Consider the following 17635-nt stretch of genomic DNA (forward strand, 5'->3'; position numbering starts at 1 on the left):
GCCGTTACCTTACCAACTAGCTAATGCACCGCGGGCCCATCCTGAAGTGATAGCCGAAACCATCTTTGAAACGAAAACCATGTGGTTTTCGTTGTTATGCGGTATTAGCACCTGTTTCCAGATGTTATCCCCCGCTTCAGGGCAGGTTGCCCACGTGTTACTCACCCGTCCGCCGCTCACTGGGAATCCAACGTCAATTCAGTGCAAGCACGTCATATCAGTTGGGCCAGTGCGCTCGACTTGCATGTATTAGGCACACCGCCGGCGTTCATCCTGAGCCAGGATCAAACTCTCATATAAAATATAAGAACTTGAATAGCTCTAATTCAAATTAATTAAGCGAATTGACTTCGCAAATGTTTTGCTTCAAATCATTATGATTGAAGACCCTACACATTTGATTCGTCGAAACTTTGTTCAGTTTTCAAAGGTCTACCTTAGTCAGTGATAAGCGCTGACTAACAAATTTATTATATCAGATGCTGTCTTGAATGTCAACAACTATTTTTAACATTTTAATTAGCTGTTAATCTTTTTAACAAGCAGCTTTTATAATATATCATGTTGTCTCGTTTAAGTCAACAACTAATTTCAATCAATATTTGATAGAAATCATTGCCTCACAGACAACGTTAATTACTATACCTTGTTCTTAATACTATGTCAACAGAAATTCTAAAAAATGTTTTACTATCCCGTTTTAGTCATTATTAAGCTTTGGCAAAGCCTTTAAATTGCACTTCACAAAGTTAACGACGGTTGATAAACTTACTAGGTATTGTGAATTTTTAAAAGGAGCTAGTCAATGATTTCAACATTAATTGATTTTGTTTTACATATTGATACTCACCTTATTCAGATCGTAAATAATTTTGGTGATTCTACCTACCTGATTCTCTTTGCGATCATCTTTATTGAAACTGGTGCAGTGATTCTTCCATTTCTCCCTGGTGACTCACTACTATTTGCAGCAACTGCTCTAGCAGCTAACGCACAATATCACCTTAATATTTGGATATTTGTTTTTGTTTTCCTTGTTGCTTGTCTTCTTGGTGATTCACTAAACTTCTACATTGGTCACCGAATTGGTAAAGGACTGTCTAACCATTCATTGTTTGGGAAGTTAATCGATAAAGATAGTCTTACGAAAGCTGAACAGTTCTTTGAAAAGCACGGAGCTCCGGCAATTATTCTTGCCCGCTATATGCCAATAATTAGAACATTTGCTCCATTTGCAGCAGCTGGTTCTGGATTCCCTTATCGGAAATTTATTCGTTACAGCATCATTGGCTGTCTTTCATGGGTAACTGTTTGCTGTGCAGCTGGTTACTTTTTTGGCAATCTTCCATTCGTTCAGGAACACTTCTCGGTAATTATTATTGCCATCATTGTTGTTACACTAATACCAGCAGTGGTCAGCTACCTAAAATCTAAATTTACCGCTAAATAATTTTTGCCGATTATAAAATCGCAAACACCTAAGAAGCACAATAGTAATTGCCAACCAAATGCCAAATAGTTTCAAAAAGAAAATTGGCGGCATCCCAATAATGATTGGGTCAGTCTCCGGATTAAAGATCCACTTATTATCACTAAATAATAAGTGATGGAACAAAATAAACGTTCTTTCAAAGTCAATTGCCGTTAACCCGCTAATTATTAATAATCCAAGACATAGATAATCAATAAGCGAAACCAACATTATCAGCTGGCTTCGCTTTTTTTCATGTTTGATTTTGCTAATAACTATTCCCCAACTAGCAAGGCATAGTCCTTCATTAACTATCAAGAAGCACCGTACCATTGAAAAATGCTCGATTGCATTATTACTAATTGGTAAATAACGAAAGGTTAATTGATTAACTATTGGGAACTGGAGGTAGGTTAACAGACGACGATAATCACTTATAATTTCTCCCCAGGTTATCCCGTTAACGGTAAACGGATGCAATAAACTAATCGAAATGTTTGTCGTAATAATTACTGCAATAGAAGCCGCTGCAAGAAAGTATACTAAAACCTCCAGGAGGCTCTTAAAGCCTATTTTCATCGCTCGACCTGCCAATCATCCAAACTATCAACCTGATGAGTCGGTTGAATGACTTTCTTACTGACTTCTGATTTTGTAGATAATCCTGAATATACTAACAAACTATCAATTCCAAAATTAATTGCCGCTTTAATATCCGTATTGTAGTTATCGCCAACCATCACAACCTGCTCTTTATTAAGGCCACTTTTTTTCAGTGCCATCGCCATTATAATTTTTTCCGGTTTACCAATCATGATTGGTTGCTTCTGGGTTGCATATTCTACTAATTTCACTAAGGAACCTGCCCCAGGAACCATCCCTCGCTGATTTGGCAAATTACTATCCGAGTTGGTTCCAACAAACGTTGCTCCTGCCCGAATTAGTAAAACGGCAGTTGCCAGCTTGTCATAGGTTACCTTTGAGTCTAATCCCACAACTACATAGTCTGGTGATACATCCGTAATAGTAAAGTGACGATTAATGAGTGCATTTCGTAGGCCACTTTCACCAACTACGTAAACCCGACGTTTCTCTCCCGCAATTTGATCTAAATAATCAGCAGTCGCGAGAGCAGATGTATAAACGTTATTGCTGTTCACATGAATGCCGTGGTTAGTGGTTAAGTTATCAGCGACGAATTCTGGTGACCTCGTACTGTTATTGGTTACAAATAGAATTTGCTTCCCTGCCTCTTGAAGACGCTTAATAAATCTTGCCGCAGCCGGGATTCTCTTAGTCCCTTTATACATTGTCCCATCAAGATCGATAAAATATCCCTGATAATTATTTTTCATTTTGATTCCTCTTTACCCGTTGATGGATAATAAATTTTTGTTGGTGATTGCCCACTTTAACCCGTTTTGCTGATTGGTGACGACGCTTCCGTGGCTCTGGTTGATTAAGTTTCCGGCGTCGCTCCCTAATTGCCGGAGAATGTTCTCTTCGATGCCGCCGATTACGCCGTTTAGGCAGACGAACATCACAGTTCCGAACGATAAAGTATGGACAGCCAAAATTACAATCTTCGTACAAGTAGTCTTCAATCGTCTCAACCCCCTGCTCAGGTCGAAATAACGGGTTATCTGGATCATAAAAGCCCTTCAAGCGTAACTGATCGTACCCCCAATCACCAACAATATAGTCATACTTATTTAGAATATTACTAAAACGATTAGCTAATTGCTCGCCATCAAATCCTTCACGATAATTTTTCAATAATTTATATTGATGACCATTGAGGAGAAAATCATTTTCAGATTGTTCCTCGTAATGATATAAATCGACCCGTTGCTCTTCACGTTGATCGATATACTCCTGAATTTTTGCGCGATTCATTTTTTCACCTCACTTCATTCTAAACTTAAAATTACTAATTATCATAATACCACGTTCTTAACGACGCTTGGCAAAGTCATCAGTCTTGCCATTAATCAGCTTTTCAATTTGACTAAAGCTAAGCGGTGCGCCAAATGGTACCTTTTCTGGCAATAAATAATCAAATTCTGGTGAATCAATCCCAACATTAATGTTTTCCTTCGCTGGAACTGCATAATGATGAATATGACCATGAAGATTAATAATTTGTGGTGCTATTCCCAACATCAATGGGTAATGGGTCAGATAGTATTGGCGATGATCGTATTTCAATAATACGCCAACATCATGAAAAGCGAACTTGGGCTTCCCGTTAAAAGAGTAGTTGTTTTTAGCCAGGAATTTAAATAATCCTCTGCTATCATGATTTCCCTTGATTAATACCAAATGACCATTTAACGAGTCAAGAATTTGAAAAACCTTTTCATATGCTTTGACCTGAGGCTTAGCAAAATAAACCGCAATATCGCCAAGGTGATAAACAATATCGTTCTCACCAACTCGTTCATTCCAGTTTTTAATAATCGATTGATCCATTTGATCAACCGTCAGAAAAGGTCGTGGTGCGAAATCATCAATTCCTAATAAATGCTCATCTAAGAAGTGAGTATCAGCCGTAACAAATTGCATTCTCTTCACCCCTTATTCAAATTTAAATAAAAATAAACCGATAGTCGGGGTAACAGCTTCCCAAACTATCGGTTTTTATAATAAATTACTTGCTTTGCTTCTTCAAGCGTTCAATATCACGGACAATCATTAATTCTTCGTTAGTTGGAATTAGTAACGTCTTAATCTTGGCGTCCGGCGTCGAAAGATCCCGTTCAACACCATGACAATTATTCTTTTCCTGATCAATCTTGATTCCGAAGTATGCAAGCTTATCAGTAACCATCTTCCGAATTGGAACACTATTTTCACCAACACCGGCAGTGAAGACAATAGCATCTGCTCCACCCATTTCTGCAATGTAGGCACCGACATAACGAACAATCCGGTTTACATAAATATCAATGGTCAATTGAGCACGCTTATCACCCTTATCAGCTGCAGCAAGAATATCACGCATATCTGGAGAAATACCGGAAATTCCTTTAACCCCAGATTCATGGTTCAAAATATCAATCATTTCTGGTGCGGTCTTCCCCAACTTTTCTTGCATAAATTCAACCAAGGAAGGATCCACATCACCTGAACGGGTTGCCATTGTAATTCCCGCTAACGGTGAAAAGCCCATAGAAGTATCGTATGACTTGCCATCCTTAACAGCAGTAATTGAAGCACCTGCACCAATATGCATCGTAATCAACTTCAGATCCTCAAGTGGCTTGCCAAGCATTTCAGCAGCCCGTCCAGCAACGTAACGGTGACTAGTACCGTGAGCACCATACTTCCGTGCCCCATACTTTTCGTACCATTCATAAGGAACACTATAAAGAGCATTCTTCTTTGGCATATTTACGTGGAATGAAGTATCAAATACGGCAACTGCAAATGCATTTGGCAGTACCTTGCGAAATTCTTTAATTCCCACTAATTCAGCAGGATCATGTAATGGAGCATACTCAGCTAAGCTATCAATCTTGGCAATTACATCATCAGTGATTACTGCAGAATCTTTGAAGTATTCACCACCGGCAACAACCCGGTGACCAACAGCAGTAATCTCATCATAACTCTTAACAATCTTGAGACTGATCAATTGATCCAATAGATACTTGACAGCGGTACCGTGATCGGCAAAGGCTCGTTCTTCTTCATGCTTTTGACCATCACCATACTTAATTTTAGCATGTCCCATCTTTTCACCAATTCGTTCAATTGTTCCTTCAGAAACAACATTCTCACTTGGCATATCAAATAGCTTAAACTTTAGCGTTGAACTTCCGGCATTAACTGCAATTGTCTTTGACATATGATAACGTCCCCTTTATTTTTTAATATTTGTTGCAACCCAATCATTAATTTCCTGCATAAAACGAGCAAAGTTTTTTTGATCCTTAAATGACGGAAATTCACCAAGGAGAACTTTAGCGGCTTGTTTACCGTTTCCTCCATGACGCTGCAATAGTAAAATCGCCTTTTGTGCAGCTGGGTTAGCAAATAATTCACCTGGCAAATTGACGAATCCTTGAAGATAGGCAACTGAATGAATCCACTTAACAAATCCCTCCGTTTCCTTCGTTTGAAATAAACTACTTGGAACAAGAAAAACGCCAAAACTACCTGGTTTTAAATAATTCATCGATTGTTCAATTAACAGGTGGTGGATATACGAATGCCCATCTTTTGCACGTGTTTGATAGTCCTTAGTATTATTATCAAGCGGGTAATAACCTATTGGCAAATCACTAACTGCTAAATCACACTGTGGAATATCCAAGGCACCAACAGAATCTTGATGGAATAAATCCACATTAGCATGCTGCAACGCAACATTCACACTAGCAACACTAAGCATCGAATCATCATTGTCAATCCCAAAGCCTTTAATGTTATCATGTTCGTCTTTATCAAGCTGGTTAATGACAGTCGTTAATAAATTAGCTGTCCCAACTGCGGGATCAAAAATTGTTTCAAGCCTTGTGTTTTGAGTTACCTTTTCAATCAAGAATGCCATCAAAAGGCCAATCGTGTCTGGCGTCATTTGGTGGTTTGCTTGGATTGCATCTTTTCGAATAACTTTCAAAAAGCTTAACTGAATTAATTGACGAATTGCCTCTGCTTTAACATTTTTAAGATCTAGTTGCTGGTAGATCTTTTTCAGTTTCTCTTGAGTCTCTTTATCAGGAACGCCATCCTCTACCCGAACAGTATTGTCATCAATAATATTCTCCGCATTCTCTAGCATTGCGTCTAAATAGGAACAATTTAATGCAGACTGTAAAAGCATCGTTCCTTGATCAAATAACTTAAATAATTTTTGAACTGATTGCTGTGACAGTGCAGGTCACCTCCATTACATTACAATCATCTTTAAGTTTAACGATTCTGTCTATTAAATTCAAGGTAACGCTTTACTAACGAACATTATTTAACTATTTAACCTAAAATAGGCCTATTTGTTCCTGAAATTGTGAACTTTTTCCTTTGTATAATCATCTGCTCTACTTAAGTTTTCTCTAATTTGATACTGTAGTTTTAACATTAATTCACGATTAACTGTTAATTGCTGTTTTTGATACTGAAATTCAAACACTACCACTCCAGTTGAAAACATCAATAAAATTAGACTAATTAATATTGCATAACCCGCCCTCATTTTGACGGTTTGTTTTTTCATAGAATTTCACTACTCCTAATATTGTTTGTCCATTTTTGCGTTGTGCTTTTACTGCAACTCGTGAACCAGCTAACTCACTAAACATTACTGACCCCGGTTTTATATCATCGAAAAGGAGTAAATAGCCACCATGGTTTTCACGACTCAGGTATAACCGATCTGTTGCGTGTAATTCATAAGTTAATCCAGAATACCGGCTTGTTAACCATAATTTTTGTCGTTCAACTCGAGTAAGCATAAATTGATGATCAGCAGATTCCAACTCAGTTAAGCAAACATACCAGTCAAGAGGCTGAGCACTCGACTTAACAGTAGTCGATTTAATAACCCTTATCTGAAGTGAGACCAGGGTAGTAATCAGCGCCATAATAATCAATGCAATTAAGCATTCTAATAGAGTAAAGCCCTTTTCCCTTATCATTTTCTGACCTCTAGAATTGTTTGATCACCAAGAGATACTATTACCTTCTTTTCAGAAGCAACCGCACTAAGCTCATCACGTCTTATATAAGCCGGCCGGTGAGTTGTTATTAATTCATCAGTAGCCTCCTTCGCAATTCTATATGCTGCTAAATTAATGCATTGTTTTTTAGATTGGTACACCAGACACTGATGACAAATTAAGGTAAACGTAATCCCTAAGGAAACAATCATTAACGCAATTAAACTGTCTGCTAAGATAAATGCATGCTGCCTATTTTTCCTCAATCCGATACCCTCCCCAAGCCAACTGGATTCGCATTAAGTATGTCCGTCCATTAATTGATGATTGAAACTCCTGCGTTCGTGGCTTAGTATAGCCATTTTCGTGCATTTTAAAGTCAGCAAATTTTCTAACAAGGATGGTTTCCGGTATATCTAGCTTATCTTTAACCAGCTTTCGTTGTTCGCGCCAATCAAATTCTATTTGATAATTTACAGGGTCAAAAGTCACCATCGTTTCAGTATGTTTTGTTTTTGAGCGAACCTGAGCCGCTTGCCATGATTGACGAAAATCATTCCAAAATTCGTGTTCCGCTACAACTTGTCGACTACGCATTAAGTTAGGGAAAGAAAAGGTGATAATTACAACGGTTAATATCAAAACAATAATTGTTTCAAGCATGGTAAAAGCTTCTTTTTTCACCGCTTAATAACCTTTCCGTCCACAATTACAATGTGTTGCTCGTGAGCTTTCTTTACTTGGGCAGCTGTTAAGTATCTGGCATCTCTTAATTCTTCTAAACTGACATTCTCATTGCCCCCATCATTTGCGTACTCATCAACTTGGGTTTGCACAACTGAAACCATTGCATCGCGGTGAATCCTTTTTGCGCTTTTTCGCTGGGCCGTTAAATTAGGTAAAACGATCAAAATTAACAAACTAATAATAAAAAGGACAATTGACATTTCTAATAACGTAAATGCTTCTCGCTTTCGTAACATTAAATCACTCCCTGCATCGAATGATAGATCGGTAACAATAGTCGTAAATAAAGGCCAATAATGATTAACGCAATCACGCTAAAAATAATTGGCTGGATAAGTGCTAATAATCGCTCAATTCGGCTTGTTAAACGAGTAAACAAAATATTAGCTAAAGCCGTTAAATCACTACCTAGATCTGATAAAGTCGATCCTTTCGCCACAATTATTTTAAGTTCTTCTGGTAAGAATCGTGCACGCTTAAACGGTTCCGTTAATCCATGTCCCTGATTAACTGCAGTTTCCGTAAGATTTCCTAGTATTGATAAGAAGTTTTGCTCGGAACTTTCGCTAACAATTACACAAATTTCTTTAATCGTTAATCCATGACGAATCATCATTGCAAGATTAGTAACCACATAGTAGCTATAAAACAGTTGGTAGCATTTACCAATTACCGGTAATGAACATAATGTATTAATCCTTTGTAACTGGTCTAGTTTTAGCCACCGTAGTCCTACTAAGAAGCTTCCAGCTAATATTCCTCCGCTAAGGTAAGCAATTATTTCTAACAAATAATAATTAGCTCTGCTTTGTGGATTCCCTGTTCCCCATTGAGAGAGCTCGGGAAAAACAAATATTTTTAACGTCACCATTAAACTAACCAATAATCCCAATAAAATTAATGGGTATTGCAATAATGTCATTAACTTTTGTCGCTGCTTTTCTTGATGGAGCATTAACTTACCGATTTCCTGCAAACATTCTTCTAAACTTCCATGCTGTTCTGCAAAAAGTAACTGGTAATATAAATTTGTCTTTATATACGGTTTTAAGCACTCTGCAAACGCTTTTCCATCTTGCATTGCCAAACTAATTTCCTGAAAAAGGAATTGGTGTCTTTTTAAAATTACTCCAGAAAATTCAATCGCATGACGCAGGGAAAAACCGCTTTTTAATAAGTCAGCAACTAACAACAGCCACTCTGCTTGAGCATGAAAGTTAAATTTACCCGTTTTTGAGTTTCTCATAATTTGCCACTGTAATGCTCTCTTCTTCCCGTAATTTTTTAAGCTGTTGGCGCCAAGCACTGCTCATCCCCCGCATTCTTTGTTCTTCAATTACTGTTGATAATTCTTTTCCACTCAAGACATCAAATAAAACTGCATCTCCATCACGGAGAGGCAACAATCTCTGGTAACAAATTCCCGTTAATCCTTGGTGAAGGTAATATTTTTCAACTCCTAATTGTTGCATTCTAGCAACTACCCCATAAGCATTTGCCGCATGGACCGTTGCTAAGACGAGGTGTCCACTAAGTGCCGCTTGAATCGCTAATTTTGCCGTTTCCGGATCACGAATTTCACCAATAATAAAGTTATCCGGACGGTGCCGTAAACCAACCTTTAGCAACTCTCGATACCCCATTGCCGCCTTTTCATTGACCTGTAACTGCAAAAATGCTGCTTCCTCAATTTCTACGGGATCTTCAATCGTCATCACAAGCTCTTTCTTTGCAAGCTCCTTAGCTAACCGATACATTGTCGTTGTTTTCCCTGATCCCATTGGTCCTGCAAATAATATTAAGCCACGTGATTGGGTTAGTTTAGTGATCATGTTCCACTGCTCCGGTCGATTTATTCGATAATTAATATCTTTTAACGGATAAATAAAACGAATAACCATTGATTCTTGCGCTTGATAATTTCCGACGGTCGATAGACGCAGATCAATTGTTTCATTACAACTAACCTGCCATTTAAGTGCACCAATTTGAGGACGGCGATGTTCACTCATAATCATATTGCCGCGATATTTAAAGTAGGCTATCATCTGTTGTCCCTCAGCCGTCGTTAATTCTGCAATCACCCTTTTCTTACCTTGGACGCAAGTTAGAATCCGGTAGTGGTCCTGGTAAGGAAGAATGAAAAGATCAGAACTCCGGTTTTTAATCGCATTATTCACTAGTCTTTGAAATTTTTCCATTTGGTCACCTCCAATATAAAAGAACGGAATTTAATTCAAATTCTATTTTTTTAAAGAAAAAACGATCAAGATTGCTTCTTTCTCAATCTTGATCGTCGACTTTCACTTTCCAACTCATATTAAGTTAAAAATTATTTAAACTAATAAAGAGATTGGAAATACCAATCTCTTTATTATTACTATTCAGCATCTTCTGGTAGCTGACCGGCTTCATAGATATCCGCAACATCATCGTTAGCAGTCAACTCGTCAATAAGATGGTTATATTGCTTAACCTTATCTTCTGGAACTGCAGTCCGGTTTTGTGGAATCATGGTTACTTCAGCAGTATCCAGTTCGTAACCCTTTTCTTGTAAAGCATCACGAACACTAGTCATATTACTTGGATCAGTGAAGATTTGGAACTTTTCGTCGGTTGCCTTCATGTCATCTGCACCTGCATCAAGTGCATCCATTAACATATCATCTTCACTCTTATCAAGACCATCACGAAGGACTTCAATTAATCCTTTCCGGTCAAACATGTATGAAACTGAACCGCTAGCACCAAGCGAACCTCCCGCATGGGTAAATGCTGAACGTACCGCAGCAGCAGTCCGGTTCTTGTTATCAGTCAAAGCAGATACCATTACAGCAACACCACCTGGGGCGTAACCTTCATAGGTAACTTCTTCAAACTTTGCGCCACCGATACCAGAAGCCTTAGCAATTGCCCGATCAATGTTCTTCTTTGGCATGTTAGCGGCGTGTGCCTTATCAATTACCAAACGTAATTGAGCATTGTTCGCTGGATCAGGGTCACCTGCTTTAGCTGCTTGGTATAAGTCACGTGAAATCTTTTGGAAAATCTTACCACGCTTAGCATCTTGGGCGTTTTTCCGTCCCTGAATGTTATGCCATTTTGAATGTCCTGACATTACTGACTCCTCTTTTCTTAATTAATGTGATAAACAGGTAGATTTTAGCAGATCTCCTTCTGAAATTCAAGGTCACCGTCTTTTTAAGACTCCCCTAACTATTCGCCAACCAAATAAAACAATCGTGAATATTAGGAGGATTAACCAAGAACTGATTGCTTGGGAATGGAAATCCGTCCCTAACTGAGCTGTAAAGGAGCTAAAATCCGGATAGTTACTTCCAATCTGATTGACAATTTCTCCCAGACCAAGGATTAAAACATAAGTAATTAGTGAACTCCACAAGCCAACCCACGAAAATGATCGAATAAAGTACTTCCTTAAAACTGCAACTAGGATCATTAATCCTAAACCAATTGCGGAGATTAAGGCAATTACATGATCAACCGTTTTGGCAATTGAGATCATACTAGTAAATTGCTTAACCTGTGAAGTATTTAACTGACTATTAATCGCACTTGCAACTTCACCGCTAACACCAGAAGTCATTGAATTAGTAACCCCAGCAGATATTCCATACCTTGCAGCCATTTGTGAAGCTGAATTATCAACATTATTTATTACCGGTTGCAAGTTAAGGTTAATTTCTTTCCCAGAATAAACCTGATCAACAGCTTGAGTAACCAGTTTATTCGCCTCTTTATCAGATAAAGCTGTAGTTGATATTCCATACTGCGATAGGTTACTATTAACAGTTTCCATTAACGTTGACGATAAGTTCGAGCGAGAAATTTCGTGGTTAATGAATCGTGCATTCAGGAATGTTTGGTTTAAAATTAACGCGATCATTAATAAAACAACTAAAATTGTTCCCCAAACAATCACTAGCGGATGACGATGTGGCTGTTCCAAACCATTGTTTAGCGTTTTTGGTTGCTGTTTACGACGAATTGCACTTCGCGTTTCCACGATCTTATTAACCCCGTCGTGTGGATTGTCGTTCAATAATTCCGTGATCAAGAATTACATCGTCAGTGTCGCTAACCTCGCCATCCATCATCTTCGTTAAGAGTCGCATTGAAATTGCACCAATGTCGTAAAGGGGTTGTGTGATTGAGGTTAAGGTTGGCCGAGTAATCTTGGCATATGTTGTATCGTTCGAAGTAACAATTTCAAAGTCATCGGGAACATTAACACCATTATCAGTCAAGCCATTTAGGAGGCCAGCAGCTAGATCGTCATCACTAACGTAAGCAGCCTTAATCCCCTGTTCCATTAAGTGATCAGCTTGTTGATAGGCGCGATTATAATCACCATTTGTCTCGATCACGTATTTAGACTCAAATGGAATTCCATGTTCTGCCAATGCCTCTTTATATCCAGCTAACCGGTACTTAGAGTTAATTGAATAGTCAAGAGAACTAACAACAAAAGCAACTCGATCATCATTATGATCTAACAAGTAATTTGTTGCCTCCTTAGCAGCACTCTGATAGTCAATCCGAACTGTTGCAAGCTTATCATCGTTAACAATAGAGCCAGCAACAACTACCGGAGTATTGGAAGCTGCAAATTCTTGCTGTAACTCAGCTGACATATCATGACCCATAAAGATAATCCCATCAACTTGTTTTGCAAGTAGACCACGAGCAACCTTTAAAATCTTATCATCATTAAAGTCTGAATTAGTCAAGATAATATTGTACTTGTACATGGTTGCAATATCATCAATTCCTAAGGCAAGTTCGGCAAAGTATGGGTTAGTAACACTAGGAATGATTACCCCAACCGTTGTTGTCTTCTTTGAAGCTAATCCACGAGCAACCGCATTAGGCCGATAGTTTAACTTTTTAATAACATCAAGAACTTTTTGACGAGTTTCCGGTTTAACATTTGGGTTCCCATTTACTACCCGTGAAACGGTAGCCATTGAGACTCGTGCTTCTCGCGCTACAGTATAAATGGTAACTGCTTGTTTCTCCATATTGATAGCCCTTTCTTTACTGTTTTTATTTGTTTTCATATTTTTTCATAACCACATTAATATAGCAGATCAATATTCTTTTGGCAAACGTTATCATAAAAAAATTTAACTTTCAATTAGTTAATGATGCAGGATTATCAGATCTAAAAAGGCCAATAACATCACTTTTTGATATTATCAGTCTTAATCGTTTTTATTGTTGATTGATTCTTCGTTAAATTAAAAGTCACTGATTAGTCCTTATCAGTTTTACTTTCTTCAGCTGAATCACTCTTAGAATCTTGATTATCCGGTTTAGCTGATGCATTAGTTTGGTTTGTGGCATCAATGATGATATCAGGATCGCTGTTTTTAGCAAGTTGCTGCCGAATTTCTGCCGTTTCCTTATCGAAGTCATCATTAGTAAAGTGATCAACTACGTGATTTGCCTTACTTTTAACCTTATCTGCTGTCTTACTAAAACGACTACCTAAGTCATCTAACTTTTCACTTGCATCATGTTCGGCTAGCTTTTCATCAATAATGTCAAGAGCATTTAATGCATAGTCAGTGGAAGCATCAGCAACTTCATTTACATATGAATTAACATTTTTCTTAATATTATTTTTTTGCTTATCAGATAGACACTTCCATACAACATAAGTAGCGGCACCACCAAGGATGGTTCCTAACAATAAATTCTTACTCATTATTCATCCATCTCCTTTGCCTTTTTTGTTTGTCGGTGCTGACGTATTTTTCGCCATGCGCTCATGACAACAGCTTGTGTTGCCAATTTGGTAAATCCAGAAAATTTACTTTGGCGTTCTTCATGACGTTCAACAAAGTTATTAACCGCTTCGTTGACATTCGAAACACTCTGACCAACATCAGCAACTGCTTTAACTGCCGGATCAAGCTCAACAGATTTCTTATTCAAATCTTCCAACAAACTATTAGTATTTCCCAGCAGCTTTTCGGTTTCTTTGCTTAAAGTATCAACATCATCTGATAAGACTTTAACTGATTCATTAGTCTCCTTAAGAACCTTACTTACTCGACTAAGTGAAATACAAGCAAAAACAACCAAAATAACGAATGCAATTGCTGCAATAAGACCAGCTAATTCACCAATTGTCATTATTTATCCCCTTCCTATCAAGAAATCTCGATAATTCTACCCACATTAGTAGAATAGCATACCTAACTCCCATTCGACAATTGATCCAATGGCTTGTACAATAAAATAAGTATTTTTAAGGAGGAAAATAATGAATTCGGTGCTTAACAAGCAAGTCCAACAGGTTACTAAAGTTTTTACTGACTTATCATGGCATGAAATTTCACAACATTTTTTTAGTCGATTACTCTTAATCGTAGTTACTCTTTTACTCTTCTGCGTCCTTCTCTGGTTAGGACGGTTAATTATCGATCACTTATTCGTTGAATCAAACCACGTTAAATTTCTCCAATCAAGTAACCGGGTTGCTACTATCCATGCCCTTACCTTAAACATCTATCGCTATACGTGTTATTTTTTTCTACTCTACGCCATTCTATCAGAAATTGGTGTTCCAGTCGGGACATTAATTGCTGGAGCTGGGATCTTTAGTATTGCTTTAGGACTAGGTGCCCAAGGTTTTGTCAGTGATATGGTTACTGGCTTTTTCATCCTTTTAGAACAGCAGCTAGACGTCGGTGATGTTGTAAAGGTTGATTCAATCAAGGGAACAGTCACCGCACTTGGGCTCAGGACAACCCAAATTACAAGTAGTGATGGAACACTTAACTACATTCCCAATCGGAATATTACAACTGTGCAAAATTTTTCACGGAATAACATGGTCGCTAACGTTGATATTCGTATCTCTGCCAAGGCACCATTAGAAAAAATCGCTGAAATTATTAGTGCAGAAAATAAAAAGTTGGTGGCCACCATCCCTGAGCTCCGTTCTACACCAGTAATTGTTGGCCCCGTTAATGTCGGTGGTCAACTAGTCTTTCGTGTTACAATTACCACGCAAAATGGCGTTCAGGATAAAATTGCTAGCCGCTTCCTTTCAGACTACTTAAAGGCATTACGAAAAGATAAAATTCCGCTAGGCTGGGATAATGAGTCTAGTCCAAGTCAAAATAGTTAAAAAATTAAGTAACAGTAACGATGCAATACAAAACAAGCTTCAAAGGTCCGGATTTACCAACCTTTTGAAGCTTGTTTTCTCTTTTCATCCCGAATATTACTATTTTTTCGGTATAACTTTATAGTCTTTCCCGAATTCATGCAAAGTATAACTAACTGCTTTTAGTAATTCTCGCCGTGTCACAATCCCACAAAACTGGTCCTGACGATCGACAACCGCCAAGAATGACTGATCAATCATTAAACGAAGATTCTCTTCGACATCAAACGGATCCTGAATTACAGGCGTATTGGTTTGCATCACATCAGCAACCGTTAGTTCATTCAACTTATTAACGTTAATTTGCTCCGTTTCCAACAGCCGATCAGTAATCATTGCTAAAGAAAGCTGCCCACGATAATGATTTTCATTATCAACAACGATAATTTTAGCATACCGATCTTTCGTCAATACTAAGAATGCATGATCAAGACTGTTGTTAACATTCACCGTTGCTACTAAACTAGCAGGAATCATAAATTTTTTGCGGCGCTGAAGCAGTAATTTTTGGAGATGTTCTTCAATCATTAATTAGTCCACCCTTCATTTTTAATTAATTTTAAGAGCGATTAAATTCAAAATGTAGTTCAGAAATTGGTGAACAATTCCGGTTATAGTAATCAACAATAAATTGCTTCTTTGTAATCTCTACAAGTGCAAATGTTCCCCCAATTCGTGAGTATTCACCACGGGGAAGACTAATGCTCCCAGGATTGATAAAAAGGATCCCTGCATCCATTGAGACTGCTAATTGGTGAGTATGACCATAACAAACTACTTGCGCACCAAGTGATTGGGCTTTAAGCATTAATGGTGTTAATGAATAATTAACCTGATCATGATCACCATGAACAACTAGGAATTTAGTGTCCTCAACCGTCAAAGTTAGCTGCGGAGGGTAATTTAAGCCCCAATCATTATTTCCCTTAACCGCCTGAAAATGAGTCATCTCGACAGAATCATTTGGCAATTCTGAATCACCACAATGGATCAAAACATCGACCTGCGTAGCGAACTCATCCTGAATCTCCTTCAAGATTTTTTGGTCGCCATGATTATCGCTAACAATTAATGCCTTCATTATTTATTCCACCATTCTGCAAAATGTTGAAGAAATTCTTCTAGTGCTTGCCCACGATGACTAATTGAATTTTTTTGTTCAGCAGTTAATTCTGCCATCGAGCAGTCAAATTTTTCGACATAGAATAATGGATCATACCCAAAGCCATTTTTGCCACGAGGACTTGTTAATATTCGCCCATCAACTCGACCATTAGCAACTAACTTAGCACCATCTGGTTTTAAAGCAACAATCGTAGTATGGAAATGAGCTGTCCGCTTCATAGTAGGTACTCCTGCTAATTCACAAAGCAACTTTTTATTATTTGCTTGATCATCATGATCACCAGCATAACGTGCTGAATGAACTCCTGGAGCACCATTCAGCGCATCAACCACTAATCCGGAATCATCTGCCATTACAGGAACGTTCAACTTTGCCATTACGGTTTGTGCCTTAATTGTGGCATTTTCTAAAAAGGTTGCCCCATTCTCATTGATCTTAATCGGTACCGAAAAATCAGCCAGTGTCTTCACATCAATATTATAGGGAGCAAACATTTCACGATATTCACGTGCTTTCCCTTGGTTTTTAGTTGCGATTACTAGAGAATCCATTAATTTGCTCCTTCTAAATCCAAATTATTACAACTATCATAATGACCATGTAACCACTTATCTGCACCAGCAATTAAATCATTGCGGTCACCAGTAGAATAGAGCTGATAACTAGCGGGATGCTGTGCTAATAGGTGTTCAGTGGTCAATAATTTTTTGACTTGGTTAACCGTTTCTAGTGCTGGATCGATTAACTTTACTTTGTTCCCCATCTTTTGCCTAATCTCATTGGCAAGAAACGGGAAATGAGTACACCCTAAGATTAACGCATCCACTGGTTCCTGATCAAAGGATGCTAATTGTTGATCTACTATTTGCTGTGCTTCTCTGGTTCCAGTCTTACCATGCTCAACAATCGCTACTAACGGTTGGGTTGCCTTACTAATCACTTTAACTTGAGAATCAAGCTTTTGTAATTCACGCACATAGGCACCATCCTTAGTAGTCGACTCAGTTGCGATAACGCCAATTCGTCTTGAATTACTTTCAATTGCAGCGGTCGCCCCAGGGTTAATTACACCAATAACTGGAATTGGCAGTTCCTTTTGGACGGTTGATAAAGCAGCTGCCGTAGCGGTATTACAGGCAATTACCATTAATTTTACCGGCTGTGCTGCTAAAAAACGGCCAATTCTTAAAACTAGTTGGCGGACAAGTTCTTGTGATTTAGTACCGTAAGGGAAATGCCCCTCATCCCCAACAAAAATAACAGATTCATTGGGAAGTTCTCGTTGAATGACCCGGACAACGGAAAGCCCCCCTAAGCCTGAATCCATTACCCCGATTGGTCGATTATCCATTTTATGCACCTCATTCTTTAGAAATCCTTGAAACTATATTATTTAATTTTCTCAAATCTTTTGCAAGTTTTCGAGTAAA

The 17635-nt window shown here is 38.2% G+C and carries 23 protein-coding genes and 1 rRNA gene; 2 read left to right on the top strand and 22 right to left on the bottom strand.

Annotation, left to right across the window (positions count from 1 at the left end; genetic code table 11):
* Positions 1-300, bottom strand: a 16S ribosomal RNA gene (locus MR181_RS00005); the annotation flags it as partial.
* 508 nt (positions 301-808) lie between these two features.
* On the opposite strand from MR181_RS00005, the gene MR181_RS00010 reads away from it, so the two are divergent.
* On the top strand, positions 809-1450 hold the full coding sequence (locus MR181_RS00010) for a VTT domain-containing protein (RefSeq protein ID WP_242333956.1): 642 nt from the start codon (positions 809-811) through the stop codon (positions 1448-1450).
* Here the strand turns inward: MR181_RS00010 and MR181_RS00015 are convergent.
* From MR181_RS00015 to MR181_RS00095, 17 genes are all read right to left on the bottom strand, one after another.
* Entirely contained in the window at positions 1424-2050 is a 627-nt protein-coding gene (locus tag MR181_RS00015) for a TIGR01906 family membrane protein (RefSeq protein WP_242333513.1), read from the bottom strand. The genes MR181_RS00010 and MR181_RS00015 overlap by 27 nt on opposite strands.
* Entirely contained in the window at positions 2047-2826 is a 780-nt protein-coding gene (locus MR181_RS00020; RefSeq protein ID WP_242333516.1) for a TIGR01457 family HAD-type hydrolase, read from the bottom strand. Before MR181_RS00020 ends, MR181_RS00015 begins: the two co-directional genes overlap by 4 nt.
* Entirely contained in the window at positions 2816-3367 is a 552-nt protein-coding gene (locus MR181_RS00025) for a YutD family protein (protein WP_191911296.1), read from the bottom strand. Before MR181_RS00025 ends, MR181_RS00020 begins: the two co-directional genes overlap by 11 nt.
* Positions 3368-3424: 57 nt before the next feature.
* The gene (locus MR181_RS00030; RefSeq protein WP_191911297.1) at positions 3425-4036 is read right to left on the bottom strand and encodes a metallophosphoesterase; all 612 of its coding nucleotides are present in this window, start codon (positions 4034-4036) and stop codon (positions 3425-3427) included.
* A gap of 85 nt (positions 4037-4121) precedes the next feature.
* Entirely contained in the window at positions 4122-5321 is a 1200-nt protein-coding gene (locus MR181_RS00035) for an acetate/propionate family kinase (protein WP_242333519.1), read from the bottom strand.
* 15 nt (positions 5322-5336) lie between these two features.
* Entirely contained in the window at positions 5337-6350 is a 1014-nt protein-coding gene (locus MR181_RS00040; protein ID WP_340139454.1) for a class I SAM-dependent methyltransferase, read from the bottom strand.
* A 289-nt stretch (positions 6351-6639) separates the two neighbouring features.
* On the bottom strand, positions 6640-7110 hold the full coding sequence (locus MR181_RS00045; RefSeq protein WP_242333522.1) for a prepilin-type N-terminal cleavage/methylation domain-containing protein: 471 nt from the start codon (positions 7108-7110) through the stop codon (positions 6640-6642).
* Positions 7107-7397 (bottom strand): type II secretion system protein, encoded by a 291-nt coding sequence (locus MR181_RS00050; protein ID WP_191911300.1) that lies wholly within the window; start codon positions 7395-7397, stop codon positions 7107-7109. Before MR181_RS00050 ends, MR181_RS00045 begins: the two co-directional genes overlap by 4 nt.
* The gene (locus tag MR181_RS00055; RefSeq protein WP_191911301.1) at positions 7384-7815 is read right to left on the bottom strand and encodes a type II secretion system protein; all 432 of its coding nucleotides are present in this window, start codon (positions 7813-7815) and stop codon (positions 7384-7386) included. Before MR181_RS00055 ends, MR181_RS00050 begins: the two co-directional genes overlap by 14 nt.
* Positions 7812-8114 carry a competence type IV pilus major pilin ComGC gene (gene comGC, locus MR181_RS00060; RefSeq protein ID WP_003717752.1) on the bottom strand — a complete coding sequence of 101 codons (303 nt, stop codon included), beginning with the start codon at positions 8112-8114 and terminating at the stop codon, positions 7812-7814. Before comGC ends, MR181_RS00055 begins: the two co-directional genes overlap by 4 nt.
* The gene (gene comGB, locus MR181_RS00065; protein WP_277956472.1) at positions 8114-9124 is read right to left on the bottom strand and encodes a competence type IV pilus assembly protein ComGB; all 1011 of its coding nucleotides are present in this window, start codon (positions 9122-9124) and stop codon (positions 8114-8116) included. The genes comGC and comGB overlap by 1 nt, the downstream gene beginning before the upstream one ends.
* Complete coding sequence (gene comGA / locus MR181_RS00070; RefSeq protein ID WP_242333528.1) at positions 9102-10079, bottom strand: competence type IV pilus ATPase ComGA; 978 nt, start codon at positions 10077-10079, stop codon at positions 9102-9104. Before comGA ends, comGB begins: the two co-directional genes overlap by 23 nt.
* 179 nt (positions 10080-10258) lie before the next feature.
* On the bottom strand, positions 10259-10996 hold the full coding sequence (locus tag MR181_RS00075; protein ID WP_191337258.1) for a YebC/PmpR family DNA-binding transcriptional regulator: 738 nt from the start codon (positions 10994-10996) through the stop codon (positions 10259-10261).
* 72 nt (positions 10997-11068) lie between these two features.
* Entirely contained in the window at positions 11069-11905 is an 837-nt protein-coding gene (locus tag MR181_RS00080) for a hypothetical protein (protein ID WP_242333531.1), read from the bottom strand.
* Positions 11906-11912: 7 nt separating this feature from the next.
* Positions 11913-12920: a catabolite control protein A gene (gene ccpA, locus MR181_RS00085; protein ID WP_191910832.1), complete on the bottom strand. Its 1008-nt coding sequence runs from the start codon at positions 12918-12920 to the stop codon at positions 11913-11915.
* Positions 12921-13153: 233 nt separating this feature from the next.
* Complete coding sequence (locus MR181_RS00090) at positions 13154-13609, bottom strand: hypothetical protein (RefSeq protein ID WP_191910833.1); 456 nt, start codon at positions 13607-13609, stop codon at positions 13154-13156.
* Positions 13609-14040 (bottom strand): DUF948 domain-containing protein, encoded by a 432-nt coding sequence (locus MR181_RS00095; RefSeq protein WP_191910834.1) that lies wholly within the window; start codon positions 14038-14040, stop codon positions 13609-13611. The genes MR181_RS00090 and MR181_RS00095 overlap by 1 nt, the downstream gene beginning before the upstream one ends.
* A 130-nt stretch (positions 14041-14170) precedes the next feature.
* Here MR181_RS00095 and MR181_RS00100 point away from each other — a divergent pair, with 130 nt between their 5' ends.
* Complete coding sequence (locus tag MR181_RS00100; protein ID WP_191910835.1) at positions 14171-15040, top strand: mechanosensitive ion channel family protein; 870 nt, start codon at positions 14171-14173, stop codon at positions 15038-15040.
* 99 nt (positions 15041-15139) lie between these two features.
* Here MR181_RS00100 and cbpB read toward each other — a convergent pair whose 3' ends face one another.
* The 4 genes from cbpB to murI are packed head-to-tail and all read right to left on the bottom strand — an operon-like array spanning position 15140 to position 17556.
* A complete protein-coding gene (gene cbpB / locus MR181_RS00105; RefSeq protein ID WP_242333534.1) occupies positions 15140-15607 on the bottom strand; it encodes a cyclic-di-AMP-binding protein CbpB in 468 nt (155 codons plus the stop codon).
* Positions 15608-15638: 31 nt separating this feature from the next.
* The gene (locus MR181_RS00110) at positions 15639-16160 is read right to left on the bottom strand and encodes a metallophosphoesterase (protein WP_242333537.1); all 522 of its coding nucleotides are present in this window, start codon (positions 16158-16160) and stop codon (positions 15639-15641) included.
* Entirely contained in the window at positions 16160-16756 is a 597-nt protein-coding gene (locus tag MR181_RS00115; RefSeq protein WP_242333540.1) for an XTP/dITP diphosphatase, read from the bottom strand. The genes MR181_RS00110 and MR181_RS00115 overlap by 1 nt, the downstream gene beginning before the upstream one ends.
* Complete coding sequence (gene murI, locus MR181_RS00120; protein WP_242333544.1) at positions 16756-17556, bottom strand: glutamate racemase; 801 nt, start codon at positions 17554-17556, stop codon at positions 16756-16758. The genes MR181_RS00115 and murI overlap by 1 nt, the downstream gene beginning before the upstream one ends.
* Positions 17557-17635 lie beyond the last annotated feature (79 nt).

Source organism: Limosilactobacillus urinaemulieris (assembly GCF_932750685.1).
Classification (GTDB): domain Bacteria; phylum Bacillota; class Bacilli; order Lactobacillales; family Lactobacillaceae; genus Limosilactobacillus; species Limosilactobacillus urinaemulieris.